Raw genomic sequence first — 26,956 nt, forward strand, 5'->3', positions numbered from 1 at the left:
ATTCGTCGACTATGACACACTGTTGAGTTCTCAAGAATCAGACGCACACCGTCCTGATCACTCTCGCGACCAGCGGCGGGACAACCTGCAGAAACTTACCGGTCTCCCCCACCCGAGTCAACTCGAACCGAGCTGCGGGAGGTGAAGCCTGGAGGCTCCTGGCTGCGGACGTGGCGGAACCACTCGTTTCGGCCTGTCGGCCCGAGGGGCTCCGCGGCGGTGCCGCGGCGAGAAGAACGTTACGCACACATGTCGTGCACACCAAATCCGGGGGTGCCTCCCCCGTCCGGAGGGTGCGGCCATACGCTCAGAACGGGCAGATCTCGCGCCTAGCGGCGCTTCGCAGCCGGCCTGTACGCCGACACGGTGGGCTCGCCCGTCAGCCAGAACCGCCACGGCCGATCCGGCGCTCCGCGCAGACCGACCCGCGGGCCGGTGCTCACCCGCCCCGGGTCAGGGGCCGCGGCCAGCACCAGGCGGACCGGCCCGCGCGACAGGTCCGTCCCGTCGAGGTCCAGCCCGATGCCCAGGGCCCGACAGAGATTGGCCGGCCCCCTGGCGAGGTCCCGCTCCCGGGTCGTCGCGCGCCGTTCCCGTGCGAGGTCGACCCCGTCGACGACCTCTCCGGCGCGGAGGAGGACCGCGGAGGCTGTGCCCTCGCGGCCGGTCACGACGTTGGCACAGACGTGCATGCCATAGCTGAAGTAGGCGTACAGGTGACCGGGCGGACCGAACATCACTCGGGTGCGCGGCGTGGGGCCGCGATACGCGTGCGAGCCGGGGTCGTCGGAGCCGGCGTACGCCTCGACCTCGGTCAGGCGCACCGTGACGCCGGCATGCGTCAGGGACGCGCCGAGCAGCCGGGGCGCGACGTCGAGCACGTCCCCGGCCAGGAGGGCCAGGTCAGGCGAGCCGCTCACGGAGTGCCGCCGCGCGGTCCACCAGCTCGGCGTGCTGCTCACGCACCCGGACCGGCGCGGTGCCGCCGCGACCGTCCCGGGAGGCGACGGACCCCTCGGCCGTCAGGACCTCGCGGACCTGTGGCGTGAGGTGGGGCGAGATCCCCGCGAGGTCGTCGTCGGAGAGCTCGTGCAGCTCGCACCCCAGCTCCTCGCAGCGTCGGACGCAGGCGCCCGCCAGCTCGTGCGCGATCCGGAACGGGACGTCTTGGCGCACCAGCCACTCCGCGACGTCGGTGGCCAGGGAGAAGCCACGGGGCGCCAGCTCGGCGGTGCGGTCCCCGTGGAAGACCAGGGTGGCGACCATGCCGGTGAACGCGGGGAGCAGGACCTCCAGGGTGTCGACGGAGTCGAACACCGGCTCCTTGTCCTCCTGCAGGTCGCGGTTGTAGGCCAGCGGCAGCGCCTTGAGCGTGGCCATCAGGCCGGTCAGGTTGCCGATCACCCGTCCGGCCTTGCCACGCGCGAGCTCGGCGATGTCGGGGTTCTTCTTCTGCGGCATGATGCTCGACCCGGTCGACCAGGAGTCGTGCAGCGTGACGAAGCCGAACTCGTGGGTGGCCCAGAGGATGACCTCCTCAGCCAGGCGGCTCACGTCGACACCGATCTGAGCGGAGACGAACGCGAACTCCGCGACGAAGTCGCGCGAGGCGGTGCCGTCGATCGAGTTGGCCGTCGAACCGGTGAAGCCGAGCTCGGCGGCGACACCGGTCGGGTCGAGTCCGAGGCTCTGCCCGGCCAGGGCGCCGGAGCCGTACGGCGAGTCGGCCGCCACGCGGGCGTCCCAGTCGGCGAGCCGGTCGACGTCGCGCAGCAGCGGCCAGGCGTGCGCCATCAGGTGGTGGGACAGCAGCACCGGCTGCGCGTGCTGCAGGTGCGTGCGGCCCGGCATGATCGTCGGCGGTGCGGTGTCGGATCCCAGGTGCTGCGCGGCCTGGTCCGCGAGCGCCTGCACGAGGTCGAGCACCTGGGCGGCCACCACCCGGGCGTGGTCGCGCAGGAACACCTTGAAGAGCGTGGCGATCTGGTCGTTGCGGGAGCGGCCGGCCCGCAGGCGGCCACCCACCTCGGCACCGACCTCCTCCAGCAGCAGTCGCTCGAGAGCGCCGTGGACGTCCTCGTCGGAGACGTCGGGCTGCAGCTCGCCCGCGGCGTACCGCTCCCCCAGCACGTCGAGGCCCCGCAACAGCTCCGCGTGGTCGGCGTCGGCGAGCAGCCCGGCGCGGTGCAGCGCGTTGGCGTGGGCCCGGGACCCGGCGAGGTCGTAGGGGGTCAGCCGCCAGTCGAAGTGGGTCGAGCGGGACAGGGCCTCGAGCTCGGGCGAGGGGCCCCCGGCGAACCGACCACCCCACAGCTTGCCGGTGTTGGTGCTCTCGGCCTTGGCGTTCACTGGGTGCTCCTGTCGTGGATGGCCGCGACGGCCTTGGTCATGATGTCGGGCAGGTCCGGCAGGACGGCGGTGCCGTCGGCCTCCAGCGCCTCCGGGCTCCACCACCCGTGGGCGAAGACGTTGTCGACCTCCACGGGCTCGAGGTGGTCGAAGACGACCTCGGCGTCGTGAGCCAGGGCGAGCGCGAAGAAGGTCGAGTCGCCGATGAACGCCCGGTCGCCGTAGGTGAAGGGCACGACGTCGTGGTGCACCGGGCCGACCAGGTCGCCGGCAGCGACGGCGATGCCGGTCTCCTCGTGCATCTCGCGCACCGCCGCCTCGAGCAGGGTCTCCCCCGGGTCCACGGCGCCGCCGATGGTGCCCCACCGCAGGATGCCCGGTCGCCCGGGGTCCTGGTCCTGCAGCAGCAGGACCTCGCCGCGGTGGTTGACCGGCAGCACGCGTGCGGTGACGCGCAGGGTCGGCTCCGCCTCGTCCGGCCTCGGCTGGTCCATCAGTCCGTGCCGAACTCCATGGCCGCCGCGTCGAGCGCCTCGTCGCCACGGTCGTCGCCGAGCTCGGTGTTGGCCGCGATCCGGCTGGCACCACCGGGCTCGATCTCGCCGAAGAGCGTGCCGTTCTCGACCAGGACCTGGCCCTGGTCGAGGGGCTGCGAGGCGTACATTTCGAGCTTGGCGCGCGAGTCCGCGATGTCGAGGTTGCGCATCGTTAGCTGGCCGATGCGGTCCAGCGGACCGAAGGCGGCGTTCTCGGTGCGCTCCATCGAGAGCTTGTCGGGGTGGTAGGAGAAGTCCTTGCCGATGGTCGAGAGGACCGTGTAGTCCTCACCGCGGCGCAGCCGCAGCGTGACCTCGCCGGTGACCAGCGAGGCGACCCAGCGCATGAGCGCCTCACGGATCATCAGCGCCTGCGGGTCGAGCCAGCGACCCTCGTACAGCAGGCGGCCCAGCTTGCGGCCCTCGTTGTGGTACTGCGCGACGGTGTCCTCGTTGTGGACCGCGTTGAGCAGGCGCTCGTAGGCGATCCAGAGCAGCGCCATTCCCGGCGCCTCGTAGATGCCGCGGGACTTGGCCTCGATGATGCGGTTCTCGATCTGGTCGGACATGCCCAGGCCGTGCCGGCCACCGATCGCGTTGGCCTCCATGGCCAGCGCCACCGGGTCGCGGAAGGTCTCGCCGTTGATGGCGACGGGACGGCCCTGGTCGAAGCGGATGCGCACGTCCTCAGTGGGGATCTCGACCGAGGGGTCCCAGAACTTCACGCCCATGATCGGCTCGACGGTCTCCAGGGAGACGTCGAGGTGCTCGAGGGTCTTGGCCTCGTGGGTGGCGCCCCAGATGTTGGCGTCGGTGGAGTACGCCTTCTCCTTGGAGTCGCGGTAGGGCAGGTCGTGCTCGGTGAGCCACTGGCTCATCTCGGCGCGGCCGCCGAGCTCGTCGACGAACTCAGGGTCCAGCCACGGCTTGTAGATGCGCAGGTCGGGGTTGGCCAGCAGTCCGTAGCGGTAGAACCGCTCGATGTCGTTGCCCTTGAACGTCGAGCCGTCGCCCCAGATGTCCACGCCGTCCTCGTGCATGGCGCGCACCAGCATGGTGCCGGTCACCGCGCGGCCCAGCGGCGTCGTGTTGAAGTAGGTGCGGCCGCCGGAGCGGATGTGGAAGGCGCCGCAGGCGATGGCCGCGAAGCCCTCCTCGACCAGCTGGCGACGGCAGTCGACCGCACGGGCGATCTCGGCGCCGTACTGGAACGCGCGGTCGGGGACGCCGGAGATGTCGGGCTCGTCGTACTGCCCGATGTCGGCGGTGTACGTGCACGGGATGGCGCCCTTGTCGCGCATCCAGGCCACGGCGACGGAGGTGTCGAGACCTCCGGAGAACGCGATACCGACGCGCTCCCCCTTCGGCAGCGTGGTCAGGACCTTGCTCACGGGTGCTCCTTCAGGTTCTGGGTCTGGGGACGGTGCGGGGCCTGCTGGCCCGGTGTGACGTCGTACGTCGGGTGGTCGGCCATGCCGAGGAACCGGCGGGCCAGGTCGTCGCCACCCATCGGGTCGCGACCGATCACGAGGATGGTGTCGTCGCCGGCGATGGTGCCGAGGATGTCGGTGAACTCTGCCTTGTCGAAGGCCGAGGCCAGGAACTGGGCGGCGCCGGGCGGGGTGCGCAGGACCACGAGGTTGCCCGAGGCCTCCGCACTGACCAGCAGCTCCGCGCACAGCCGGGCGAGCCGGGCGCGGCCGGTCGCGGTGTCTGCCGGGGCGAGCGGGGTGCGGTCCCCGCCCTCGGCAGGCACGGCGTAGACCAGCGCGCCGTCGGCGCCGCGGACCTTGACCGCCTCGAGCTCGACGAGGTCGCGCGACAACGTGGCCTGGGTGACCCGCAGTCCGTTCTCGGCCAGCAGCACCGCGAGCTCGCCCTGGGAGTGGATCTCGTGGGAGCCGACCAGCTCGACGATCAGCTGGTGGCGGGCGTTCTTGGTGGTGGGGCGGAGTGCGTACTCGGTCATCGCAGCAACGCCCCCTCCTTGGTGCGCAGCAGCCAGGCCAGCACGGCCTTCTGGGCGTGGCGGCGGTTCTCCGCCTCGTCCCACACCGCGCTCTGCGGGCCCTCGAGGACCTCGGCGCTGATCTCCTTGCCGCGGTACGCCGGCAGGCAGTGCAGCACGATCGCGTCCGGTCCGGCGCAGGCCAGCAGGTCGGCGTCGACGGTGTAGGCGGCGAAGGCCGCGGCACGGGCGGCCTCCTCGCTCTCCTTGCCCATCGAGATCCACGTGTCGGTGACGATGACGTCGGCGCCGTCGACCGCGGTCTTCGGGTCGGGCTCGGCGACGGCCGAACCACCGGTCTCCCCAGCGATCTCGTTGGCCCGGTCGAACATCGCCGGCGAGGGCATGAAGCCCTCGGGGGCGCTGACGCGGACGTGCATGCCGGCCGTGGCGCCGGCGAGCAGCCAGGAGTTGCCCATGTTGCAGGCGCCGTCGCCGACGAAGGCGACGGTCAGCCCGGCCAGGTCGCCCTTGTGCTCGCGCACGGTGAGCAGGTCGGCGATCAGCTGGCAGGGGTGGAAGTCGTCGGTCAGCGCGTTGACCACCGGGACGCCGGCGTTGGCGGCCATCGCGTCGAGGTCGGACTGGTGGAAGGTGCGCCACACGACCACCGAGACTTGCCGGCCGAGGACGCGGGCGACGTCCTCGACCGACTCACGCACCCCGATGCCGGCGAGCTTGCCCTCGACGAGCATCGGGTTGCCGCCGAGCTCGGCGATGCCGGCGCCGAAGGAGACCTGGGTGCGCAGGGTCGGCTTGTCGAAGATCATCGCGACCGACTGCGGACCGGCCAAGGGCTTGGCGTCGTAGGGCGCCCGCTTCATGGCGGCGGCGAGGTCGAGCACCTCGGCCTGCTCGGCCGGGCTCAGGTCGTCGTCGCGCAGGAAGTGGCGCAGCACGGGCACGGGCACCTCACACCTCCGCGGCGTCGAGGATGCCCGGCCACGCCTGCAGGAAGGCGGCAGCGTCGTCGTCGGTCAGCACCAGCGGCGGTGCCAGGCGGATGCGCTGCGGCGTGGTCATGTTGATGATGAAGCCGGCGTCCTGCGCCGCCTCCACGACCGCAGCCGCGGACTCCGACGCCAGGTCGAGACCGATCAGCAGACCCTCACCACGCACCTCGGTGACCCGGGGGTCGGCGGCCAGGCCGTCGCGGATCTTCTGGCCCAGGACGGTGACGTGCTCGAGCAGTCCCTCGGCCTCGATGGTGTCGAGCACCGCGAGCGCAGCCGCGCACGCGACGGGGTTGCCACCGAAGGTGGTGCCGTGGTTGCCCGGCTGGAGCAGGTCGGCGGCCCGACCGAGCCCGATGACGGCGCCGATCGGGAAGCCGCCCCCCAGGCCCTTGGCGAGGGTGACGACGTCGGGCACGACACCGTGCCGCAGGTGCGCCAGCCAGTCACCAGTGCGCCCGATGCCACTCTGCACCTCGTCGAACCACAGCAGCGCGCCGTGCTCGTCGGCGACGCGGCGCGCCGTGGCGAGGTAGCCCTCGGGCGGCACCAGGACGCCGGCCTCGCCCTGGATCGGCTCCAGGCAGATGGCCGCAGTCTCGTCGGTCACGGCGGCGGCGAGCGCGTCGGCGTCGCCGTACGGGACGAAGGTGACGTCACCGGGCAGCGGCTCGAACGGCTCGCGGTAGGCGGCCTTCGAGGTCAGCGCGAGCGCGCCCATGGTGCGGCCGTGGAATCCGCCCTCGGCCACGACCACGTGGGTGCGGCCGGTGCGCCGGGTGAGCTTGAAGGCCCCCTCGTTGGCCTCGGCGCCGGAGTTGGCGAAGAAGACCTTGCCGCCCCCCAACTCCGACACAGCCCCGCCGACGAGGGCGAGCAGCCGCTCGGCCAGCTCCACCTGGGGGCCGGTGGTGAAGAAGTTGGAGACGTGCCCGAGGGTCTGCAGCTGCTCGGTCACCGCACCGACCAGGGCGGGATGGCCGTGCCCGAGGGAGTTGACCGCGATGCCGGCCAGGAGGTCGACGTACTCCTTGCCGTCCTCGTCCCACACGTGGGTGCCCTCGCCGCGCACCAGCGCGAGCTTGGGCGGGCCGAAGGTGTTCATCAGGGCGCCGGTGTAGCGGCTGGTCAGGTCGCTCACTTCTTCACCGCCTTCTGCCGGGCCTTGCGGACCTTGGTGTCGACGCCGGGCAGCACCTGGGTGCCGACGCCCTCGTCGGTGAAGAGCTCCAGCAGCACGGCGTGCGGCTCGCGACCGTCGACGACGGTGGCGCGCGGGACGCCCTCGGCGACGGCCTTGCGGCAGGCCTCCATCTTGGGGACCATCCCGCTGGCCAGCGTCGGGAGCATCTCCCCCAGCGTCTCCGGGCTGATCTCGTAGATCACGTCGTCGCTGTCGGGCCAGTCACGGTAGAGACCCTCGACGTCGGTGAGGACGAGCAGCTTCTCCGCGCCGAGCGCGACGGCCAGCGCGGCCGCGGCGGTGTCGGCGTTGACGTTGTGGACCGCGCCGTGGACGTCGGGCGCGACGCTGGAGACCACCGGGATGCGGCCGGCCTCGATGATGTCGCGCACCGCCTCGGGGCGGACCTTGGCAACCTCGCCGACCAGGCCGAGATCGACCTCCTCGCCGTCGACGATGGTGTTGGTCGGCTCGGCGGTGAACAGGCCGGCGTCCTCGCCGGACATGCCGACCGCGAGCGGGCCGTGGCTGTTGATGAGGCCGACCAGCTCGCGCTGGACCTGGCCCACGAGCACCATGCGCACGACGTCCATCGCCTCGGGCGTGGTCACGCGCAGGCCGCCGCGGAACTCCGACTCGATGTCGAGCTTGCCGAGCATCTTGGAGATCTGCGGGCCGCCGCCGTGGACGACCACGGGCTTGAAGCCGGCGAAGCGGAGGAAGGCGATGTCCTCGGCGAAGGCGCGCTTGAGGTCGTCATCGGTCATCGCGTTGCCGCCGTACTTCACCACCACGACCTTGCCGTGGTAGCGCTTGAGCCATGGGAGGGCTCCGGCCAGCACCGTCGCCTTGTCGGGGTCGGCGGGCTGCACCTCGCTGAAGTGCATGTTCTGGGGGTCAGTGGCGGGATGGCTCATGAGGAGTAGGCGCTGTTCTCGTGGACGTAGGCGTGGGTGAGGTCGTTGGTCCAGACCGTGGCCCGCTCGGACCCGGACTTGAGGTCGATGGTCACGCTGACCTCGCGCGGCTTGAGGTCGACCGTCGCGGGGTCGGCGTGCGGGGTGGACTGCTTGCAGACCCAGACGCCGTTGATGGCGACGTCGAGGTCGGCGGGGTCGAAGGTCGCGTCCGTGGTGCCGATGGAGGCGAGCACGCGGCCCCAGTTGGGGTCGTTGCCGAAGACCGCGGCCTTGAACAGGTTGCTGCGGGCGACGCTGCGCGAGACCTCGACGGCCTCGTCCTCGGTGGCGGCGTTGAGGGTGGTGATCGCGATCTCGTGGTCGGCGCCCTCGGCGTCCTTGAGCAGCTGCATCGCCAGGTCGGTGCAGGCCTGGGTGAGCGCGGCGGTGAAGTCCTCGAGGCTGGGCGTGATGCCGCTGGCGCCCGAGGCCAGGAGGCTCACCGTGTCGTTGGTCGACATGCAGCCGTCGGAGTCGAGACGGTCGAAGGAGACGCGGGTCGCGGCGCGCAGCGCGGTGTCGAGGTCGGCTGCCGGGACGACTGCGTCGGTGGTCAGCACCACCAGCATCGTGGCCAGCTGGGGTGCGAGCATGCCGGCGCCCTTGGCCATCCCACCGATGCTCCACCCGGCACCCTCCACGACGACCTGCTTGCTGACCGAGTCGGTGGTCATGATCGCCTCGGCCGCGTCCGTGCCGCCCTCGGCGGAGAGGGCCGCCGCCGCCGCGTCGACACCGGCGAGCAGGTCGTCGCGGTCGTTGAGCATGCCGATCAGGCCGGTGGAGCAGACGACCACGTCGATCGCGCCGATGCCGAGGTGGTCGGCGACGCGCTCGGCGGTGGCGTGGGTGGTCTGGAAGCCCTCGGCACCGGTGTAGCAGTTGGCGCCGCCGGAGTTGATGACGACCGCGCGGACGGTGCCGTCCTTGACGACCTCCTTGCTCCACAGGATCGGGTTGGCCTGGCAGCGGTTGGCCGTGAAGACCGTCGCGGAGTCGAAGGTCGGACCCTGGTTGACGACCAGGGCCACGTCCTTGGCGCCGGTGGACTTGAGGCCGGCGGCGACGCCGGCGGCGGAGAATCCTGCGGGGGCGGTGATGCTCACGGGGCGAGTCCGATCGTGGTCAGGCCCGTGCCCTCGTCGAGGCCGAGCGCGAGGTTCATGCACTGCACGGCGGCGCCGGCGGTGCCCTTGGCGAGGTTGTCGACGGCGCCGACGGCGACGAGTCGTCGCGCGGCCTCGTCGACGGTCACCTGCACGTGCACGGCGTTGGAGCCGGTCACGGACTGGGTCTGCGGCCACTGGCCGGCGGGCAGGACGTGGACGAACGGCTCGTCGGCGTACGCCTTCGCGTAGGTCTCGTGGGCCTCCTCGGCGCTCACGTCGCGTGCCAGCGCGGCCGAGCAGGTGGCCAGGATGCCGCGCGACATGGGGACCAGCAGCGGGGTGAAGGACACCGCGACGGTGCCCTCGACCAGGCCCGAGAGGTTCTGGGTGATCTCGGGGGTGTGCCGGTGCGTGCCGCCGACGCCGTACGCCGAGGCGTTGCCCATGATCTCGCTGCCCAGCAGGTGCGGCTTCGCGGCCTTGCCGGCTCCGGAGGTGCCGCTGGCGGCGACCACGACGACGTCGGGCTCGACGAGGCCGGCGGCGACGGCGGGCGCCAGGGTCAGCGTGGAGACGGTCGGGTAGGCCGCCGTAGAAGGCCTCCCACGCCGAGGCGTCCTGGAGACGGAAGTCGGCGCCGCAGTCGACGACGACGGTGTCGTCACCGAGCTGGGCGGCGATCGGGCCGGACTGACCGTGCGGCAGCGCGAGGAAGACGACGTCGTGGCCGGAGAGCACCTCGAGGGTGGTCTCCTCCAGGACGCGGTCGGCCAGCGGCACGAGGTGCGGCTGGAGGCCGCCGAGCGGCTGCCCGGCGTTGGAGGCCCCGGTCAGGGCCCCGATCTCCACGTCGGGGTGCGCGAGGAGGTGGCGCAGCAGCTCACCTCCGGCGTACCCGCTGGCTCCGGCGACGGCGACGCGTGTCCGAGTCATGTGCATGACTATACAAAGCCCTGCATGGATATGTGAATCGGGGTCCCGCTCCGACGGAAAGCGGGTGCTCGGTGTCGCTGCCCCGCCCTACGTTGAGCGTCGTGACCCGACTCGACGCCGACTCCTACTGTGCCCACCTGCGCCGGGAGTCAACCAGGATCCGTGACGTGCTGGCACTCACCCCGGCGGCGGCCCGCGTGCCGTCGTGCCCGGACTGGGACGCCGACGACCTGCTGTGGCACCTGACCGAGGTGCAGTGGTTCTGGGGCGAGGTGGTCGCGGGCCGACCCGCGGGCCCGCCCGAGGAGCACCCCGAGCGACCGGGCTCGCGAGAGGCACTGCTGACGTTCTTCGACGAGGTCTCCGATCGTCTGTGCTCGCTGCTCTCGACCGCGGGGCCGTACGAGCAGGCCTGGTCGTGGGCCGACGAGCAGACCGTCGGATTCACCCAGCGCCGTCAGGCGCACGAAGCGATGATCCACCGACTCGATGCCGAGCTGTGCGCGGCTGCGTCCGGAGGCGAGGTCACCGCCCTGCCGGCCGACCTCGCTGCCGACGGCGTCGCCGAGCTCGTCGAGGTGATGTACGGCGGCGAGCCACCGACCTGGGGCGTGTTCACGCCCGACGGGCACCTCACCGCACTCGAGCTGACCGACACCGGCCACCGGCTCGTCGTCCGGACCGGCCGCTTCGTCGGCACCGACCCCGACAGCGGGACCGCCCTGGACGTGGCGCACCTGGTGCGGGTCGAGGACGACGTCCCGGCGGACGCGACCGTGACGGGCACCGCCGCCCACCTCGACGCCTGGCTGTGGAACCGCCGAGACGACAGCGGCATCGAGGTCAGCGGCTCCCCCGAGGCCTACCGCGCGTTCCGCGGAGCCGTCGGTGAGCCGCTGACCTGAGTGCCGTGCGGCCAGCCGGGATCAGGCGCGCTGGCTGGCCCCGGTGCGCTCCGCCGCGAGGGCGACCGCGGCCTCCCGGGCCGAGGTGGTGTCCTCGTCGGTGAGGGTGCGGTCGGGTGCACGGAAGCGCAGCGCGAAGGCGAGCGACTTGCGTCCCTCACCCAGCTGCTCGGAGCGGTAGACGTCGAAGAGCCGGATCGACTCCAGCAGCTCGCCGGCGCCCTCGCGCAGCGCCGCCTCCACGTCGGCGGCCGCGACGGACTCGTCCACCACCAGGGCGACGTCCTCCTTGGCCGCGGGGAACGTCGAGAACGTCGGCGCCTGCCGCAGGTGCACGGCGTGCTCGATCAGCACGTCGAGGTCGACCTCGGCCGCCACCGAGCGGGCCGGCAGTCCGAAGGTCGTGCAGACCCGGGGGTGCAGCTCCCCCGCGTGGCCGACCGAGGTGCCGCCGAGCAGCAGCTCGGCGCAGCGACCGGGGTGCCACGGGGCCAGTGCGGCCGGACGGGTGGTCAGCTCGAGACCGAGGGCGTCGGCGACCTGGCGCACGGCCTCGACCGCGTCGGACCACTCCACCGGACGTCCCTCGCCCCACCAGCCGGAGGGGTCGGCCTCGCCCGCGGCCACGAGTCCGAGGTGCAGCGGCTGCTCGGGCAGTGCCTCGAGCAGCGAGTCGAGCTCGGCGTCGGTGGGCCGGCGGTCGACGGGCAGGATCGGGGCGCCCTCGGTGGCCCGCGGCAGCGTCACCGTGGCGGTCTCGAAGAGCGCGACCGAGCCGGCCCCCAAGCCCACGTTGCGACCGGCGGTGCGCAGCAGCGCCGGCAGCAACGTGGTCGTCATCGCCGGTGCTTCGTGGCTGAGGGGGTTGGAGAGCCGCAGCACCGTGCGCCGCGGGTCGTCGGCCTCCAGGCCCAGCGCGTCGAGGTCGCCCTCCCCCACGAACGGGAAGTCCACGACCTCGACCCAACCGGCCCCGGCCAGCGTGCGGCCGATGCGACGGCGCAGCTGCTGGGGACGGGTCAGCCCTCGCCCACCGGGGGCGGGGGGCAGGACCGACGGGATGGTGTCGTAGCCCACCAGCCGCACGACCTCCTCGACCAGGTCGTGGGGGTCGGTGACGTCGGGACGCCACGGCGGCGGCGTCGCGGTGAGCGTCGCACCGTCGACCGTGACCCCGCAGCCGACCGCCTCGAGGTGGGCGACCACGGTGTCGGTGTCGATCGGCAGGCCCGAGACCCGCGCGGGGAGGTCGGTCGCCATCGAGACGCGCGGCTGCGCCGGCGGGGCGCCCACGACGGTCACGCCCGGCTCGACCGTGGCTCCGCCGTACGTCGTGAGGAGCTCGACCACGCGGTCGGCCGCGGCCTCGCAGATCGTGGGGTCGACACCGCGCTCGTTGCGCTTGCCGGCCTCGGAGGTGATCTTGTGTCGACGACCTGTGCGGAACATCGAGACCGCGTCCCAGTGGGCCGACTCGACGAGCACGCGGGTGGTGGTCTCCGAGATCTCGGTGGACTCTCCGCCCATGACGCCACCCAGGCCGATCGGGCCGGAGTCGTCGGTGACGACGAGGTCCTCGACGCTCATGGTGCGACGGGTGCCGTCGAGCGTGGTGAGCTGCTCCCCGTCGGTGGCGCGGCGCACGACGATCGGGCCCTGCAGCTTGTCGGCGTCGTAGCCGTGGATCGGGCGGCCGGTCTCGAGCATGACGTAGTTGGTGACGTCGACGGCCAACGAGATGGGGCGCATGCCGGAAGCGGTAAGCCGCTGGGCGATGAAGTCCGGGGTCGGGGCGGAGGGGTCGAAGCCGGAGACGGTGCGCGCGACGAAGACCGGGCAGCCCGACGGGTCCTCGACGCGGACCGGGTAGCCGGCGTCGTCCGCGGCCGGGGTGTCGCGCAGCGCCGGGTCGGCGAAGCCGGAGGCGCCGGCGACCGAGACGGCCACCTCGCGGGCGATGCCGCGCAACGACAGGGCGTAGGCGCGGTCGGGGTTGACCTCGAACTCGATGACCTCCTCGTCGAGACCGAGGACGCCGCGGGCGTCCTGACCGGGCTCACCGGCGCCCTCGGGCAGCACGATGATGCCGTCGTGGTCCTCGCCGAGGTTGAGCTCGCGCGCCGAGCAGATCATCCCGGCCGAGACGTGGCCGTAGGTCTTGCGCGCGCTGATCTCGAAGCCGCCGGGCAGCACTCCCCCGGGCAGCACGGTGACGACCAGGTCGCCCGGCTCGAAGTTGTGGGCGCCGCAGACGATGCCCTGGGGCTCGCCGGTGCCGTTGGCGTCACCGACGTCGACGGTGCACCAGTTGATGGTCTTGCCGTTCTTCTGCGGCTCGGGCTCCATCGTGAGCACCCGGCCCACCACCAGCGGGCCGGAGATGTCGGCGCCGGCCGACTCGATGGCCTCGAGCTTGAGGCCGGTGAGGGTGAGTCGCGCGGTGAGCTCGTCGGTGGTCGTGCCGTCGGGGACGTCGACGTACTCGAGGATCCAGGACTTGGGGGCCTTCATCGTGTGTCTCTTCCCAGCTCAGATCTCGGTGCCGAACGCGGCGCTGAAGCGGACGTCGCCCTCGAAGAGGGGGCGCAGGTCCTCGAGGTTGTGGCGGAACATGAAGCTGCGGTCGATGCCCATGCCGAACGCGAAGCCGGAGTAGCGCTCCGGGTCCACGCCGCAGGCGACCAGCACGCGCGGGTTCACGACACCGCAACCGCCCCACTCGATCCAGCCCTCGCCACGGCAGGTGCGGCAGGCGTCGGCGTCGGCGTCGACACCACGGCAGACGAAGCAGCGCACGTCGACCTCGGCCGAGGGCTCGGTGAAGGGGAAGTACGACGGCCGGAACCGGGTGTCGATGCCCTCGCCGAACAGCTGAGCGGCCAGGTGGTCCAGCGAGCCCTTGAGGTGGGCCATGGTGATGCCCTCGTCGACGACGAGGCCCTCGACCTGGTGGAACATCGGGCTGTGGGTGGCGTCGTACTCGTCGGTGCGGAAGACCCGCCCGGGGCAGGCGACGTAGATCGGAGGGGTGCGGGTGAGCATGGTGCGGGCCTGCACCGGCGAGGTCTGGGTGCGCAGCACGACGTGACGGTCGGCCGGCTCGGTCCAGAAGGTGTCCTGCATGGTGCGCGCCGGGTGGTCGGGGCCGAGGTTGAGGGCGTCGAAGTTGAGCCACTCCGCCTCCACGACCGGGCCCTCCGCGATCTCCCAGCCCATCGCCACGAAGATGTCGGCGATCAGTTCGGACTGCAGGGTGATCGGGTGCCGCCCGCCACGGCGGCGGCGGTCGGTGGGCAGCGTGACGTCGACCGTCTCCTCGACCAGCATCCGCTCCTCGTGCTCGGCCTCGAGCACCGCCTGGCGCGCGGCGATGGCCTGGTTGATCGCACCGCGGGCCTGGCCGACGCGCTGGCCGGCCTCCTTGCGCGCCTGCGGCGGCAACGCGCCGATCTCGCGGTTGGCCAGGGCCAGGGGCGAGCGGTCACCCGCGTGCTCGAGGCGCACCTGCTTGAGGGCCTCGAGGTCGGCGGCCGCCTCGATCGCGGCGATCGCCGCGTCGCGGGCCTCCGCCACCTGCTCGGCCTGGAGCGGGGTGACCTCGACGGGGTCGTACTCGGTGTTCGGGCCCGACATGCAGCGCCTTCCTCGGGTGGGCGTCCAGAGCCCCCGGACGGGCCGGGGGCGCGGTCAGTCTAGGAAGGCCTGCCGGCCGGGCGCGAACCGGATGCGCGGTGGTCCTCGACCGGCCAGCGGACGACGACCCGCGCCCCGCCCGCGGGGGCGTCGTCGATGACGACCTCACCGCCGTGCGCCCGGGTCAGGCCACCGACGATGTAGAGCCCCAGGCCCGAGCCGCCGCGCGCACCGTGCTTCCAGAACTTGGTGAACACCTGCCGGCGCAGCGCCTCGGCGATGCCCTCGCCCTCGTCGTCGACCGTCACGACGACGTACGCCGCCCTGCCGGCCCGTCCCGGCTGGTGCTCGAGGGTCACGCGGACGTGGCCGTCGCCGTGGCGCACGGCGTTCTCCACGAGGTTGGTCAGCACCTGGGTCAGCTTGTCGGGGTCCGCGAAGACCCGCGGCAGCTCGTCGTCCGCCGCCAGCTCGACGGTCCGCGAGGTGGCTGCGCGTACCGAGTCGACGACCCTGGTCGCGAGGACCGTGACGTCGGTCGGCCGCGGGTGCAGCTGGAGGCGGCCGGTGTCGATGCGGGCGACGTCGAGCAGCTCGGCGATGAGCCGGCTGAGCCGGTCGGAGTCGGAGTGGACGGTGGTGAGCATCAGCTTCTTCTGCTCGTCGCTGAGGCGGTCCCAGCGGTTGAGCATCGCCTGGACGAAGCCCTTGACCCCCGTCAGGGGCGAGCGCAGCTCGTGGGCGACGGTCGCCACGAGGTCGGAGCGCTCGCGATCCAGACGGGCCCGTCCACGGCCGGAGCGGATGCTGATCGCGACCCGGTCGACCGGTCGATCGGTGGCGGTGCGGTGGATGCGCGCTGCGACGAGGACCTCGCTGCCGTCCGGCAGGGTCCAGGACTGCTCGGGCACGCCGGTGCGGGTGGTCAGCCCGTCGTACGGCCGATGGGCGTCGTACCAGCGACAGCCCTCGGTGTCGCGCAGCAGCAGCACGTCGGCCAGCGGCTGGCCCACCGCCGCGGTCGCGTCGATGCCGAGCATCCGGGCCGCCACGGAGGAGACCATCTCGACGCGCTGGTCGGGTCCGGCGAGGAGCACCCCGTCGGGCAGGGCGTCGACCACCTGCTGCGCACTCGGCTCCACGCCGTCACCCTAGCCGCGTGCGTGAGAGACCTCTCGGCCGTGCGTGAGTGACGGGTCGGCCGTGCGTGAGTGACGGGTCGGCCGTGCGTGGGTGACGGCTCGGCGGTCGGTCAGCGCTGGACGCGGGCGGAGGCGTAGAGGCAGAGCGCTGCGGCGGTGGAGAGGTTGAGCGACTCGGCCTTCCCGTGGATGGGGATGGCGACCCGGTGGTCGGCAGCGGCGGCGAGGTCGTCGGGCAGGCCCCAGGCCTCGTTGCCGAAGAGCCAGGCGGTGGGGCGGGCGAGCAGCTCGTCGGCCTCGAAGAGATCGACCTCACCGGCGCCGTCAGAGGCGAGGACGACCAGGCCGGCGGCCTGCGCGGCGCGCACGGCGGCGAAGGGGTCGGGCTCGACCGCGACGGGCAGGTGGAAGGCGCTGCCGACGCTGGCACGCAGCGTCTTGGGGTTGTAGAGGTCGACCGAGCTGCCGGCCACCACGACCGAGTCGGCGCCGGCGGCGTCGGCGCAGCGCACGACGGTGCCGGCGTTGCCGGGGTCACGGACGTCGGCGCAGATGGCGACGAGGCGTGACTGCTCGGTGACGGCTCGCTCGAGCGGCACGTCGACGAAGCGGCACACGGCCACGACGCCCGCCGGGCTGACCGAGTCGCTGAGCGCGGCCAGGGCACGCTCGTCGACGAGGGTGCGGCGTACGTCGGCGGGCAGGTCGGGCACCAGCCCGACCGCGTCCGGGCGGCACAGGACCTCCTCGACGCAGCCGGCTGCGAGGGCCCCCTCGACGGCCTTCGGACCGTCGGCGAGGAAGAGCCGCCGCTCCGATCGCTCGGAACGGCGGCTCAACCGACGCAGCTGCTTGACGCGAGGGTTGCTCGCGGCCAGCGGGGTCTGCGTCACGGGGTGACTCAGGCCGAGACCTTGGGCGCGTTGACGTCCTCGGGCAGGGCGGCCTTGGCGGTCTCGACGAGCGCGTTGAACGCGGCGACGTCGTTGACGGCCAGGTCGGCCAGGATCTTGCGGTCGACCTCGACGCCGGCCAGGTTGAGGCCCTGGATGAAGCGGTTGTAGGTCATGCCCTGCGCACGCGCGGCGGCGTTGATGCGCTGGATCCAGAGGCGACGGAAGTTGCCCTTGTTCTTGCGCCGGTCGTTGTAGTTGTAGACCAGCGAGTGGGTGACCTGCTCCTTGGCCTTGCGGTACAGGCGCGAGCGCTGGCCGCGGTAGCCGCTGGCGCGCTCGAGGGTGGTCCGACGCTTCTTCTGGGCGTTCACTGCGCGCTTGACGCGTGCCATGTCAGTACTCCTTGGTGCTCGTGAGGTTCAGGGGTGGGTCAGCGACCCAGCAGCTTCTTGGCGCGCGGGACGTCGGCCTTGGCCAGCTCGACGGTGCCGGTCATCCGGCGGGTGACCTTGGAGGGCTTCTTCTCCAGGTTGTGGCGCTTGCCGGCCTTCTCACGAAGGATCTTGCCGGAGCCGGTGACGCGGAAGCGCTTGCCGGCGCCGGAGTGCGACTTGTTCTTGGGCATGGTGGTGCCTTTCGTTGTCCTGCCTGACCGGTGGGTCAGGCGTCGATCTCGGGGTCGAGGTTCTCGGAGCGACCGCGCGGCTTGGCCTCGGTGCTGCGGGGGGCGTTCGCGGCGGTGCGCTCGGCCTTCTCCTCCGCGTCGCTGGCGGCCTTCTCCGCGGCGGCGGCCGACTTGGCGGCCTTCACCTCGGCCTTGGCCTCGGCCTTCTTCTTGTGCGGGCCGAGGACCATGATCATGTTGCGGCCGTCCTGCTTGGGGGCCGACTCCACGAAGCCGAGGTCGGTGACGTCCTCGGCGAGCCGCTGGAGCAGCCGGAAGCCCAGCTCGGGGCGGTGCTGCTCGCGACCGCGGAACATGATCGTGATCTTGACCTTGTCGCCGGCCTTGAGGAAGCGCACGACGTGACCCTTCTTGGTCTCGTAGTCGTGCGCGTCGATCTTCGGCCGGAGCTTCATCTCCTTGATGATGACGTTGGTCTGGTTCCGGCGCGCCTCGCGGGCCTTCTGGGCGTTCTCGTACTTGAACTTCCCGTAGTCCATGAGCTTGCAGACCGGGGGGCGCGCGGTCGGGGCGACCTCGACCAGGTCGAGGTCGGCCTCCTGCGCCAGGCGCAGCGCGTCGGCCGTCGGCACGATGCCGACGGTCTCTCCGTTGGGGCCAACGAGGCGGACCTCGGAAACCCGGATCCGGTCGTTGATTCGCAGCTCGGTGCTGATGTGTCCTCCTGGGGCTCGATGACAAGCGGAACCCAGTCAGGACACCCCTCCCCGTCACCCGGGGGGTGCATCAGCGAGGGCGCGTGGCTCTCGCGGACCGGACCCGACGACCTGGTGTCCTCGCGGACGGCGGTCGGTGCGGGTGGGAGACGGATCGTGCTGGTCCCCGCTTGGAGATCACTCCCGTCCACCTCGGGCGAGCCCGGGGCAGGCGGAACTGATCGGTCAACACCGAAGACTACCCCGGTGTTCCCCGCCCTCACCAATCGTGGCGCGAGGCGGTGCCCCGGGGGCCGTGCGTGTCGCACGCTCAGGGCCCTCCGGGGCCTCAGCGTCCTCCGGCGGCCTCGAGGGCCTCGAGGGCCTCGGGCCTCCGCGCACGTCGGTCCCGCCAGACCGACACGGCTGCGTCGACGACCAGCACGAGCATCGCACCCGCCACCACGTCCAGCAGCCAGTGGTTCGCCGTCGCCACCACCACGACGGACGTGACCACCGGGTGGGCGACCGCCAACAGACGGACCACCGGCCGGCGGCTGAGCCGCCACACCGCCAGCCCGACCCACACCGCCCAGCCCACGTGGAGCGACGGCATGGCTGCCAGCTCGTTGGTGAGGTGGCCCAGACCGGCGGGCGCGGACGCGTGGTCGGTCCACCAACCGGCCGTCGCGGTGGTGGCCAGCACGTCGACGTACCCCATCAGCCGCGGCGGGGCGACGGGCAGCGCGACATAGACCACCAACCCGATCGCCGAGGCGAGCACCAGCGTCCAGCGCTCCTTGGAGTACGCCGATGACCGTGACCACCACAGCCACAGCAGCACCGCGGGCGTGACGGTGTAGTGGCCGACGGAGTACCAGTAGGAGGCGGCGACGGCCAGGACGTGGTGGGAGGCCAGCCAGGTCGACCAGGCCCACTCCAGGTCGAGGCCCACCAGGCGCTCGACGTGGAGGATCTGGGCAGCCCGGTCGCTCGCGGCGGCGAGGTCGTCGTCGGCGAGCAGCCGGCCCACGGAGTAGCCGGCGTAGAGCAGCGCCACCACCAGCAGCTCGCGCGCGCCCGAACGCCAGCGCACCTCGGTCGATCGCGTCTCGACGACCTGCTCGCGCTCGGTCTCGGACTGCCGGCGGACGGCGGTACTCACGAAGGAGGGCTCCTCGGTCACGGTGTCACGCACCGTCACGGACACCTCGTGTCCGCAACTGTGCCGCCTCCCGCGCCGGGATGCGAGCACCTAACCGGGTGCCCCCCCCGGCTCCCGTCGCGCACCCAGGCCACCTGGTCACCCACCCGGGCGAGCCGCCACCCGCGCGCCAGTCCCTCGAGGTCGACACCCTCCACGACCAGCCGGGCCGGGCCGGCCACGTCGACGAGCAGCGCGGCCGCGCCCTCCTGCATCGCCGCCTGCGCCGCCAGCTGCGCGCGCACCGGGACCGGTCGCGCCTCGGGGTCCCACGCCTGCATGGAGGCGGTGTGGGTGAAGGACAGCAGCGCGGTGCGCCCGTCCCGACCGGTGAGCAGGACCGCCGCCATGTCGCTGGACTTGTCCCGGGCCAGCCCGTCGTCGCCGACCTCCACCTCGCCGAGGACCGCCACGACCGGCACGAGCAGACGGGCACCCTGGAGCGCCTCGAGGCAGGCGGGGAGCAGGGCACGCCGCTCCTGGGGGTCGTGGGCGGCGGCGTACGCCGTGAGCGCGGAGCGCAACCGCGGGTCGTCGCCCCCCTCGTCGTCGGGGAACTCGCTGCCCAGCAGGCGGCGGGCGTTGTCCGGTGCGCTCACGCGGCCATCCTCTCAGTCGTCTGCTCAGCCGCCGCTGCCAGCCGTTCCTGTGGCAGGGTTGAGGGGTGGACGACGCCGCCTGGACCGCCCTCGCCCTGGCCCTCACGATCGTGGGGGGCCTCTACACCTGGCGCGCCTACCGCCGTCGCGGGCTGACCGCCGGCATGCGCGGTGCCGGTCTGACGCTGCTCGTGCCGGCGGCGTGGCTGACCGACACGCTGCGGATGTTCACCCGGATCGTCGACGCCGTGGGCGACTGGGCGCTCGGGCTGGTGTTCTCCCCGCTAGTCTGGGTCGGCGTGGTGCTCGGCGGCCTGGGGGCTGCGCTGCTCGTCGTCAGCGGCATCCTCACCTCGCGCCAGCTCGGCACGACCGCACGCTCCGGGTCGGGGGCCGGCAGCGCTCCGAAGGAGGTCGGCCCCGCCGAGCGTCGCGCGAAGGGCGAGCCGGCCATCGACGACGACCTGGCCGACATCGAGGCGCTGCTGCGTCGCCGGGGCATCTCCTGACGGCCCACTCCTCCGCCGTTCCCGAGCGGGTCCTCGAGGAGGTCCTGCGGCGCCCGGCATCGTGCGGGGAGGCTCGGCTCCTGCGCCTGGACGGCCCCTCCGGCTCGGGCAAGACGACGCTGGCGCGCGAGCTCTCGAGGCTGGCCCTGCGCCGAGGCGTCGGGTGCCGGGTGCTGCACATGGACGCGATGTACGACGGGTGGGACGGCCTGCCCGAGGTGCACACCCAGCTGGCCACGCTGCTGCCGCCACTCGCCGAGGGTCGTCCCGGCCGGTACCGCGTCTACGACTGGCGACTGGGTCGCTACCGCCGCACCGTGGAGGTGCCGCCCGTGCCGCTGCTGGTGCTCGAGGGTGTGGGGTCCGGCCACCCGACGTACGACGCGCTGAGCACGCTGCTGGTGTGGCTGGAGGCGCCGCTGGCGCTGCGTCGCGAGCGGGCCCTGGCGCGCGACGGCGACGACTTCGCCCCGCACTGGGAGGCGTGGGCCGCGTCCGAGGGCGAGGTGCTCGCCCGGGACCGGACCCGTGACCGGGCCGACCTGCGCCTCGACACGACGGACGTGGCGGTCAGTCCCGAGGCTGGTTGACCAGCGCGCGCAGCTGCCTGGCGGCCGTGGCCGACCGGGACCCGTCCGACCCCTGGATGCCCATGGCCGAGCAGGTGGTGCCGTCGGCGAGGTCGAGGGTGACCCACGGCGCCCCGGGAGGGAGACGCACCGCGACGACCTGCTCCCACGCGAGCACGCGGCGGCGGTAGCCGTTGACCACCACCAGCGCCTCGGGGGTGGCCACGACCCGCGAGCGCATCAGGGCGTTGAGGCAGGCGAAGCCCAGCCCGGCGACGGCGAGCACCGTGAAGATCTGCAGGCCGGTGAAGCTGTCCTGGGTCTCCTGGTCGAAGGAGAGCCACGCGGCTGCGAACACGACGAGCAGCCCGACGCCGAGGACGGCGCCGACGATCCGGGGGCCCAGCGGGCGCCAGGTCACCGGCAGGGCCGGGACCTGGGCCGCGGGCTCAGAGGCGGCAGGCATGGATGTCGGTGAGGAGGATGCCGCGGGCGCCGAGGCCGTACAGCTCGTCCATCAGCCGCTGGGCGCCGTCCCTGGGGACCATCGCCCGGACCGCGGACCAGCCCTCCTTGTGCAGGGGCGCGACCGTCGGGCTCTCGATGCCCGGCGTCAGCTCGACCGCGGCCTCGACCTGCTCGGTCGGGATGTCGTAGTCCATCATCACGTAGCTGCGGGCGACCAGGACGCCCTCGAGCCGGCGGCGGAAGACCTCCAGCCCGGCCGGGGCCTCGCCGCTGCGGGTGATGAGCACCGCCTCGGACTCCAGGATCACCTCGCCGAAGACCTCCAGGCCGGCGCGGCGCAGCGTCGAGCCGGTCTCCACGACGTCGGCGATGGCGTCGGCCACGCCGAGCTGGATGCTGGTCTCGACCGCCCCGTCGAGCCGGACGACGGTCGCCTCGATGCCGCGCTCCTCGAGGAAGGCGCGGACGACGCCGACGTACGACGTGGCGATCCGCATGCCGGCGAGGTCGGCGACGTCGGAGAACCGACCGGCGGGACCGGCGAAGTGGAAGCGGCTGCGCCCGAAGCTAAGCTGCAGGGCCTCCTCGGCCTTGGCCCCGGAGTCGGCGAGCAGGTCGCGGCCGGTGACGCCGACGTCGAGGGTGCCCTCACCGACGTACAGCGCGATGTCGCGGGGGCGGAGGTAGAAGAACTCGACGCCGTTCTCGGCGTCGACGAGGGTCAGCTGCTTGGAGTCGCTGCGCTGGCGGTAGCCGGACTCGCGCAGCATCTCGGTGGCCGACTCCGAGAGCGACCCCTTGTTGGGGACGGCGACCCGGAGCAGCCGCTGGTCGGTGTCGCCGGTCGTGGTGCCGGGCGTGAGGGCAGTCATGGGTGACCTCTCAGAGGTGGGCGTAGACGTCGTCGAGCTCGATGCCGCTGGCGAGCATCAGGCACTGGGCGTGGTAGAGCAGCTGGCTGATCTCCTCGGCCGCCCGCTCGCGGCCCTCGTGCTCGGCGGCCATCCACGACTCGGCGGCCTCCTCGACCAGCTTCTTGCCGATCGCATGGACGCCGGCGTCGAGCTGCTTGACGGTGCCGGAACCGTCGGGACGGGTACGCGCCTTCTCGCTGAGCTCGGACCAGAGCTCGTCGAACGTCTTCACGGCTCAGAGCCTAGGCGCTCACGCGGCACGCCCCGATATCCGCGTGCCTCGTGGGACGGCGTACGTGAGGCGGACCACGACGTCCTGCAGGAGATCGGGTCGGATTCCCTGCAGGACGTCGTGGTCGAGCCCGCCGGTCGTGGTCAGCCGCGGATCTGCTTGATCGAGCGGGCCGTCAGCAGGGCGGCCGAGGTGGCCTCGTAGCCCTTGTCCTCCTTCGACCCCTCCAGGCCGGCCCGGTCGAAGGCCTGCTCGTCGGTGTCGCAGGTGAGGACGCCGAAGCCGATCGCGACGGTGTGGTCCAGCGCGACGCGCGTCAGGCCGTCGGTGGCCGCGGAGCAGACGTACTCGAAGTGCGGGGTGCCGCCGCGGATGACGACGCCGAGGGCGACGACCGCGTCGTAGCCCTTGCCGGCAAGCGCCGAGGCCACGACCGGCAGCTCGAAGGTGCCCGGCACCCGCTCGAGACGGTGCTCGGCGACGCCGTGCGCCTCCAGGGCGCGCCGGGTGCCGGCCAGCAGGCCGTCCATGACCTCGGTGTGCCAGGAGGCGGCGACGACCGCGACGCGCAGGTCGCTGCAGTCGACCGGCTCGGTGGTGGGGGCTCCGTGTCCGGCCATCTCAGGCTCCGTCCTTGATCAGCTCGTCGTTGTCGCGGTGGTGCGGCTCGTCGGCCAGGCCGGGCAGCACGTGGCCCATCCGGTCGCGCTTGGTCAGCAGGTAGGCGAGGTTGTGGTCGTTGGGGTGCGGCGTGAGCGGCACCCGCTCGGTGACGGTGATGCCGAAGTCCTCGAGGTTGCTGATCTTGTCCGGGTTGTTGGTCATCAGCCGCACCTGCTCGACACCGAGGTCGCGCAGGACCTGGGTGGCCGTGCCGTAGTGCCGGGCGTCAGCGGGCAGGCCGAGCTCGAGGTTGGCGTCCACGGTGTCGCGGCCGCCGTCCTGGAGCTGGTAGGCCTGCAGCTTGGCCAGCAGGCCGATGCCGCGGCCCTCGTGGCCACGCAGGTAGATGACGACGCCGCGGCCCTCCTCCACGACCCGCTCCAGCGCCTCCTCGAGCTGTGGTCCGCAGTCGCAGCGGTGGCTGCCGAAGACGTCGCCGGTGAGGCACTCCGAGTGCACCCGGGTGAGCACCGGCGCGCCGTCGCGCAGCGACTCGGGGTCGCCGTGCACCAGGGCGATGTGCTCGGACCCGTCGACGGTGATGCGGTAGCCGAAGGCCGTGAACTCCCCCGCCCGCGTGGGCAGCCGGGTGACCGCCCTGCGCTCCACGAGGTTCTCGTGGCGACGGCGGTAGCGGACGAGGTCCTCGATGCTGATCATCGCCAGCCCGTGCTCGTCGGCGAACTCGCGCAGCTCCGGGCCGCGCTTCATGGTGCCGTCGTCGTTGACGACCTCGACCAGCACGCCGGCCGGCGTCAGGCCGGCCATCCGGGCCAGGTCCACGGCGGCTTCGGTGTGCCCGCGGCGTACGAGGACACCGCCCTCGCGGTAGCGCAGCGGGAAGACGTGTCCGGGGCGGGTGATCTCCCACGGCTCGGTCGCGGAGTCGGCGAGCACGCGGGCGGTGCGGGCACGGTCGGCGGCGGAGATGCCGGTGGAGACCCCGTCGCGGGCGTCGACCGAGAGCGTGTACGCCGTGCGGTAGGCGTCCTTGTTGTGCGGGGTCATCAGCGGGATCTCGAGGCGGTCGAGCATCTCGCCGGGCATCGGCACGCAGATGACGCCGCTGGAGTGGCGGATCGTCCAGGCCATCAGCTCGGGGGTCGCCTTGGAGGCGGCGAAGATGATGTCGCCCTCGTTCTCGCGGTCCTCGTCGTCGACCACGACCACGGCCTTCCCGGCGGCGATGTCCTCGAGCGCGCGCTCGACGGTGTCGAGGCGGATGGTCCGCAGGGTGGGGTTGTCGTGGGGCGCGTCGGCCTCGTGGCCGTCCTTGGCGCCGTCGATGGTGCTCATGCCTGCTGCTCCTTGCTGTGCTGCTCGCCGGCCGCCGTGGGGAGGTAGGCCGCGACGAGCTTGGCGACGTGCTTGGCGATCACGTCGGTCTCGAGGTTGACCCGGTCGCCGACCTGCCGGTGACCGAGGGTGGTGCGCGCGAGCGTCTCGGGGATGAGGCTCACGGTGAAGCTCGTGGGGCGTGCCTCGACGACGGTGAGGCTGACGCCGTCGACGGTGATGGAGCCCTTGTCGACGAGGTAGCGGCCCATCTCCTCGGGCATCGCGACCTCGACGACCTCCCAGTGCTCGCTGGGGGTGCGGGCCAGGACGGTGCCGACACCGTCGACGTGGCCCTGCACGATGTGGCCGCCGAGACGCTTGTCGGCGGTGACGGCCCGCTCGAGGTTGACGGTGTCGCCGGGGGCGACGCCGTGCAGGCTGGTCCTGTCGAGCGTCTCCTGCATGACGTCGGCGGTCCACGTGTCGTCGGTGCGGGTGGCGACGGTCAGGCAGCAGCCGTTGACGGCGATGCTGTCGCCCAGGCCGGTGCCCTCCAGCACGGTGGTGGCGCGGACGGTGAGGCGGATCGCGTCGCCCTGGTCCTCGACGGACTCGACGGTGCCGAGCTCCTCGACGATGCCGGTGAACATGTCAGTGGTCCTCTCGGTGGGGTCTCGTGGCTCGCTGCGCTCGCACCTCGACCGACGAGGGCGGCACGAGGGGGAGCCGGACATTCGGCTAAGGGCGCGACGTAGACGACGACCTCGTCGACCAGGCCCTCGTGCACGAAGGCAGCGGCCAGGGTCGGGCCGCCCTCGAGGAAGACGTGCTGGCGGTCGCGCTCGCGCAGCGCCTGCAGCGCCAGGTGCGGGTCGCGGGTGCGCAGGTGCACCGTCTCCGCCTGGTCGTCGAGGACGCGGCGATCGGGGGCGAGGTCGCGCAGGCCCATGACGGCGCGCAGCGGCTGGTGCGGCAGCGGCCGGTCGTGGGCGTCGCGCACGGTCAGCTGCGGGTCGTCGACCTCGACGGTGTTGGTGCCGACGAGCATCGTGTCGACGAGCGCCCGGAGCCGGTGGGTGTCGCGCCGCGCGGCGGTGCCGGAGACCCAGCGGCTGGTGCCGTCGGCGGCCGCGCTGCGACCGTCGAGGGTGGTGGCGAACTTCCAGGTGACGAAGGGGCGGCCGGTCTCGACCGCGAAGGTCCAGACCCGGTTGAGGGCGTGGGCGTCGTCGGCGAGCAACCCGTCGACGACCTCGATGCCGGCCACCCGCAGGGTCTCCGCGCCGCCTGCGGCGTCGGGGTTGGGGTCGCGCTGGGCGTGCACCACGCGGCGTACGCCGGCAGCGATCAGCGCCTGGGCGCAGGGGCCGGTGCGGCCGGTGTGGTTGCAGGGCTCGAGGGTGACCACGGCGGTGGCGCCTCGGGCGCGGTCACCGGCAGCGGTGAGGGCGTCGACCTCGGCGTGCGCCGAGCCCGCACCGCGGTGGAACCCCTCGGCCACGGTGCGGCCGTCGTCGTCGAGCAGGACGCAGCCGACGCGGGGGTTGGGGCCGGTGGGCACGCCCGGGGTGGCTGCGAGCTCGAGGGCGCGCCGCATGGCGGTCTCCTCGGCGGCGGTCCACGTGGGGGTGCCCTGGTCGCTCATCGCTCGTCCTCGGTCCGGTCGCGGACCCTGGGGGACGGCGGGCGCTCGCGGCCGTCTCGCGACGGCGCGCGGGTGACCTGCCGCTGCGTGCGCTTCTCATCCGGACTTTGACCGTCGGCCCAGGAATCTCACCTGGTCCACCGGTGACTGGCTGTCACCGGGTCGCGGGCTGCGCGGCCTCTCGGCCACTCACCGCCGGTGCGGAATTTCACCGCCCCCAGAGCACGCGAGCATGTTCACTCGTCTGCGGTAGTCAACCACAGCGCTCGGCGTTTGTTCCCGGTGACCGTGGTCACGTCGCCCCTCAGGCCGCCTCGGCGTGGTCGCCGACCGCGTGGGCCCAGAGCCAGTGGGCCCGATCGCGGTCCAGCGGATCCACCGGCGCGATGATGCGGTAACGCAACCCGTCGGCGATGGCGAGCCACGTGTCCAGGACGTCGTCGTCGCGCTCACCGGTGGCCTCGGCGAGGATGGCGCGCTCCTCGAGGCGCATGTCCCCGACGGTGCCACGTAGCTCAGGGTCCGATCGGCTCAGCTCCACCCACGAGGCCCACAGCCGGGCGGCCAGGACGCCGTCATCGTCGGCCGGCAGGAACCCCTGGGCCCCACGGTCCACCACCTGGCACCGAAGATCCTTCACCCAGGCCTGCGACGCCATCTGGCACATGAGGTGCATGAGGCGCCGCCTCGAACCGTAGTGGTCGCACAACGAACCCAGGCTCATCCGCATGCGGCCCGCGATGGCACGCAGCGACAGCCCGCGTGGGCCGCGCTCCTCCAGGATCAGCTCGGAGACGCCCAGCAGGCCGAACGCGCGTCCGTCGACATCGGTGCGTTTCGGCATGTGTCCATGCCACCACGGATGTGCGTTCGCGGGCGGTGGTCATCCACAGCCAGCCGGGTGCCCCTCAGGGGGGTGGTCTCCGGTTGGACGGACGTCCGTCCAGGG

The 26,956-nt window shown here is 72.5% G+C and carries 28 protein-coding genes, 2 pseudogenes and 1 riboswitch; of the genes and pseudogenes, 3 read left to right on the top strand and 27 right to left on the bottom strand.

From position 1 onward, the window contains the following. Window positions 1-329 precede the first annotated feature (329 nt). The 10 genes and pseudogenes from A6R01_RS03035 to A6R01_RS03080 all read right to left on the bottom strand — a co-directional run bounded on the left by A6R01_RS03035 (window position 330) and on the right by A6R01_RS03080 (window position 10,030). Window positions 330-920, bottom strand: a complete 591-nt coding sequence (locus tag A6R01_RS03035) for a DNA-3-methyladenine glycosylase (RefSeq protein ID WP_292603450.1) — start codon at window positions 918-920, stop codon at window positions 330-332. Continuing rightward, complete coding sequence (gene argH / locus A6R01_RS03040; protein WP_292603452.1) at window positions 904-2,349, bottom strand: argininosuccinate lyase; 1,446 nt, start codon at window positions 2,347-2,349, stop codon at window positions 904-906. Before argH ends, A6R01_RS03035 begins: the two co-directional genes overlap by 17 nt. Beyond that, the gene (locus tag A6R01_RS03045; RefSeq protein ID WP_292603454.1) at window positions 2,346-2,843 is read right to left on the bottom strand and encodes an NUDIX domain-containing protein; all 498 of its coding nucleotides are present in this window, start codon (window positions 2,841-2,843) and stop codon (window positions 2,346-2,348) included. The genes argH and A6R01_RS03045 overlap by 4 nt, the downstream gene beginning before the upstream one ends. Continuing rightward, window positions 2,843-4,276 (bottom strand): argininosuccinate synthase, encoded by a 1,434-nt coding sequence (gene argG / locus A6R01_RS03050; protein ID WP_292603456.1) that lies wholly within the window; start codon window positions 4,274-4,276, stop codon window positions 2,843-2,845. The genes A6R01_RS03045 and argG overlap by 1 nt, the downstream gene beginning before the upstream one ends. Further along, window positions 4,273-4,854, bottom strand: coding sequence for an arginine repressor (locus A6R01_RS03055; RefSeq protein WP_292603458.1), 582 nt, complete (start codon window positions 4,852-4,854; stop codon window positions 4,273-4,275). The genes argG and A6R01_RS03055 overlap by 4 nt, the downstream gene beginning before the upstream one ends. After that, the gene (gene argF, locus A6R01_RS03060) at window positions 4,851-5,792 is read right to left on the bottom strand and encodes an ornithine carbamoyltransferase (protein WP_292603539.1); all 942 of its coding nucleotides are present in this window, start codon (window positions 5,790-5,792) and stop codon (window positions 4,851-4,853) included. The genes A6R01_RS03055 and argF overlap by 4 nt, the downstream gene beginning before the upstream one ends. Before the next feature lie 13 nt (window positions 5,793-5,805). After that, window positions 5,806-6,951: an acetylornithine transaminase gene (locus tag A6R01_RS03065; protein WP_292603541.1), complete on the bottom strand. Its 1,146-nt coding sequence runs from the start codon at window positions 6,949-6,951 to the stop codon at window positions 5,806-5,808. Window positions 6,952-6,983: 32 nt separating this feature from the next. Continuing rightward, a complete protein-coding gene (gene argB / locus A6R01_RS03070; RefSeq protein ID WP_292603543.1) occupies window positions 6,984-7,916 on the bottom strand; it encodes an acetylglutamate kinase in 933 nt (310 codons plus the stop codon). 26 nt (window positions 7,917-7,942) lie between these two features. Next, a complete protein-coding gene (gene argJ / locus A6R01_RS03075; protein ID WP_292603460.1) occupies window positions 7,943-9,094 on the bottom strand; it encodes a bifunctional glutamate N-acetyltransferase/amino-acid acetyltransferase ArgJ in 1,152 nt (383 codons plus the stop codon). Next, a pseudogene (locus A6R01_RS03080) lies at window positions 9,091-10,030 on the bottom strand (NAGSA dehydrogenase family protein). Before A6R01_RS03080 ends, argJ begins: the two are co-directional and overlap by 4 nt. Before the next feature lie 101 nt (window positions 10,031-10,131). On the opposite strand from A6R01_RS03080, the gene A6R01_RS03085 reads away from it, so the two are divergent. After that, complete coding sequence (locus A6R01_RS03085; RefSeq protein ID WP_292603462.1) at window positions 10,132-10,935, top strand: maleylpyruvate isomerase N-terminal domain-containing protein; 804 nt, start codon at window positions 10,132-10,134, stop codon at window positions 10,933-10,935. A gap of 21 nt (window positions 10,936-10,956) precedes the next feature. On the opposite strand, the gene pheT is transcribed toward A6R01_RS03085, so the two are convergent. From pheT to A6R01_RS03130, 9 genes are all read right to left on the bottom strand, one after another. Further along, a complete protein-coding gene (gene pheT / locus A6R01_RS03090; RefSeq protein ID WP_292603464.1) occupies window positions 10,957-13,446 on the bottom strand; it encodes a phenylalanine--tRNA ligase subunit beta in 2,490 nt (829 codons plus the stop codon). An 18-nt stretch (window positions 13,447-13,464) separates the two neighbouring features. Then, a complete protein-coding gene (gene pheS, locus A6R01_RS03095) occupies window positions 13,465-14,568 on the bottom strand; it encodes a phenylalanine--tRNA ligase subunit alpha (RefSeq protein WP_292603466.1) in 1,104 nt (367 codons plus the stop codon). Window positions 14,569-14,627: 59 nt separating this feature from the next. Further along, window positions 14,628-15,710 (bottom strand): PAS domain-containing sensor histidine kinase, encoded by a 1,083-nt coding sequence (locus tag A6R01_RS03100; protein ID WP_292603468.1) that lies wholly within the window; start codon window positions 15,708-15,710, stop codon window positions 14,628-14,630. A 110-nt stretch (window positions 15,711-15,820) separates the two neighbouring features. Next, complete coding sequence (locus tag A6R01_RS03105; RefSeq protein WP_292603470.1) at window positions 15,821-16,603, bottom strand: RNA methyltransferase; 783 nt, start codon at window positions 16,601-16,603, stop codon at window positions 15,821-15,823. A gap of 8 nt (window positions 16,604-16,611) precedes the next feature. After that, window positions 16,612-16,998: a 50S ribosomal protein L20 gene (gene rplT, locus A6R01_RS03110; RefSeq protein WP_292603473.1), complete on the bottom strand. Its 387-nt coding sequence runs from the start codon at window positions 16,996-16,998 to the stop codon at window positions 16,612-16,614. A gap of 38 nt (window positions 16,999-17,036) precedes the next feature. Next, a complete protein-coding gene (gene rpmI / locus A6R01_RS03115) occupies window positions 17,037-17,231 on the bottom strand; it encodes a 50S ribosomal protein L35 (protein ID WP_292603475.1) in 195 nt (64 codons plus the stop codon). Between the two features lie 35 nt (window positions 17,232-17,266). After that, on the bottom strand, window positions 17,267-17,983 hold the full coding sequence (gene infC / locus A6R01_RS03120; protein ID WP_292603545.1) for a translation initiation factor IF-3: 717 nt from the start codon (window positions 17,981-17,983) through the stop codon (window positions 17,267-17,269). Window positions 17,984-18,275: 292 nt separating this feature from the next. Beyond that, window positions 18,276-19,091: a phosphatase PAP2 family protein gene (locus A6R01_RS03125; RefSeq protein WP_292603477.1), complete on the bottom strand. Its 816-nt coding sequence runs from the start codon at window positions 19,089-19,091 to the stop codon at window positions 18,276-18,278. A gap of 35 nt (window positions 19,092-19,126) precedes the next feature. Then, on the bottom strand, window positions 19,127-19,729 hold the full coding sequence (locus A6R01_RS03130) for an SseB family protein (RefSeq protein WP_292603479.1): 603 nt from the start codon (window positions 19,727-19,729) through the stop codon (window positions 19,127-19,129). 65 nt (window positions 19,730-19,794) lie between these two features. Between A6R01_RS03130 and A6R01_RS03135 the strand changes: the two genes are divergently transcribed. Further along, on the top strand, window positions 19,795-20,238 hold the full coding sequence (locus A6R01_RS03135; RefSeq protein ID WP_292603481.1) for a hypothetical protein: 444 nt from the start codon (window positions 19,795-19,797) through the stop codon (window positions 20,236-20,238). A gap of 170 nt (window positions 20,239-20,408) precedes the next feature. Further along, complete coding sequence (locus A6R01_RS03140; protein ID WP_292603483.1) at window positions 20,409-20,828, top strand: 4-amino-4-deoxy-L-arabinose transferase; 420 nt, start codon at window positions 20,409-20,411, stop codon at window positions 20,826-20,828. On the opposite strand, the gene A6R01_RS03145 is transcribed toward A6R01_RS03140, so the two are convergent. From A6R01_RS03145 to A6R01_RS03180, 8 genes and pseudogenes are all read right to left on the bottom strand, one after another. Next, the gene (locus A6R01_RS03145) at window positions 20,809-21,273 is read right to left on the bottom strand and encodes a PH domain-containing protein (RefSeq protein WP_292603485.1); all 465 of its coding nucleotides are present in this window, start codon (window positions 21,271-21,273) and stop codon (window positions 20,809-20,811) included. The two genes, A6R01_RS03140 and A6R01_RS03145, sit on opposite strands and share 20 nt — an antisense overlap. Further along, window positions 21,257-22,147, bottom strand: coding sequence for an ATP phosphoribosyltransferase (gene hisG / locus A6R01_RS03150; RefSeq protein WP_292603487.1), 891 nt, complete (start codon window positions 22,145-22,147; stop codon window positions 21,257-21,259). Before hisG ends, A6R01_RS03145 begins: the two co-directional genes overlap by 17 nt. 10 nt (window positions 22,148-22,157) lie before the next feature. Then, the gene (locus tag A6R01_RS03155) at window positions 22,158-22,421 is read right to left on the bottom strand and encodes a phosphoribosyl-ATP diphosphatase (RefSeq protein ID WP_179531284.1); all 264 of its coding nucleotides are present in this window, start codon (window positions 22,419-22,421) and stop codon (window positions 22,158-22,160) included. A gap of 143 nt (window positions 22,422-22,564) precedes the next feature. Next, complete coding sequence (gene ribH / locus A6R01_RS03160; RefSeq protein WP_292603489.1) at window positions 22,565-23,041, bottom strand: 6,7-dimethyl-8-ribityllumazine synthase; 477 nt, start codon at window positions 23,039-23,041, stop codon at window positions 22,565-22,567. Window position 23,042: 1 nt separating this feature from the next. Next, window positions 23,043-24,380: a bifunctional 3,4-dihydroxy-2-butanone-4-phosphate synthase/GTP cyclohydrolase II gene (locus A6R01_RS03165; RefSeq protein WP_292603491.1), complete on the bottom strand. Its 1,338-nt coding sequence runs from the start codon at window positions 24,378-24,380 to the stop codon at window positions 23,043-23,045. Continuing rightward, window positions 24,377-25,012, bottom strand: a complete 636-nt coding sequence (locus A6R01_RS03170; protein WP_292603493.1) for a riboflavin synthase — start codon at window positions 25,010-25,012, stop codon at window positions 24,377-24,379. Before A6R01_RS03170 ends, A6R01_RS03165 begins: the two co-directional genes overlap by 4 nt. A 101-nt stretch (window positions 25,013-25,113) precedes the next feature. Continuing rightward, a pseudogene (gene ribD / locus A6R01_RS03175) lies at window positions 25,114-26,007 on the bottom strand (bifunctional diaminohydroxyphosphoribosylaminopyrimidine deaminase/5-amino-6-(5-phosphoribosylamino)uracil reductase RibD); the annotation flags it as partial. An 83-nt stretch (window positions 26,008-26,090) separates the two neighbouring features. Continuing rightward, window positions 26,091-26,237, bottom strand: a riboswitch (FMN riboswitch). Window positions 26,238-26,311: 74 nt separating this feature from the next. Further along, window positions 26,312-26,851, bottom strand: coding sequence for a hypothetical protein (locus tag A6R01_RS03180; RefSeq protein WP_292603495.1), 540 nt, complete (start codon window positions 26,849-26,851; stop codon window positions 26,312-26,314). Between the last annotated feature and the right edge of the window lie 105 nt (window positions 26,852-26,956).

Source organism: Nocardioides sp. REDSEA-S30_B4, assembly GCF_001627265.1.
GTDB lineage: Bacteria > Actinomycetota > Actinomycetes > Propionibacteriales > Nocardioidaceae > Nocardioides.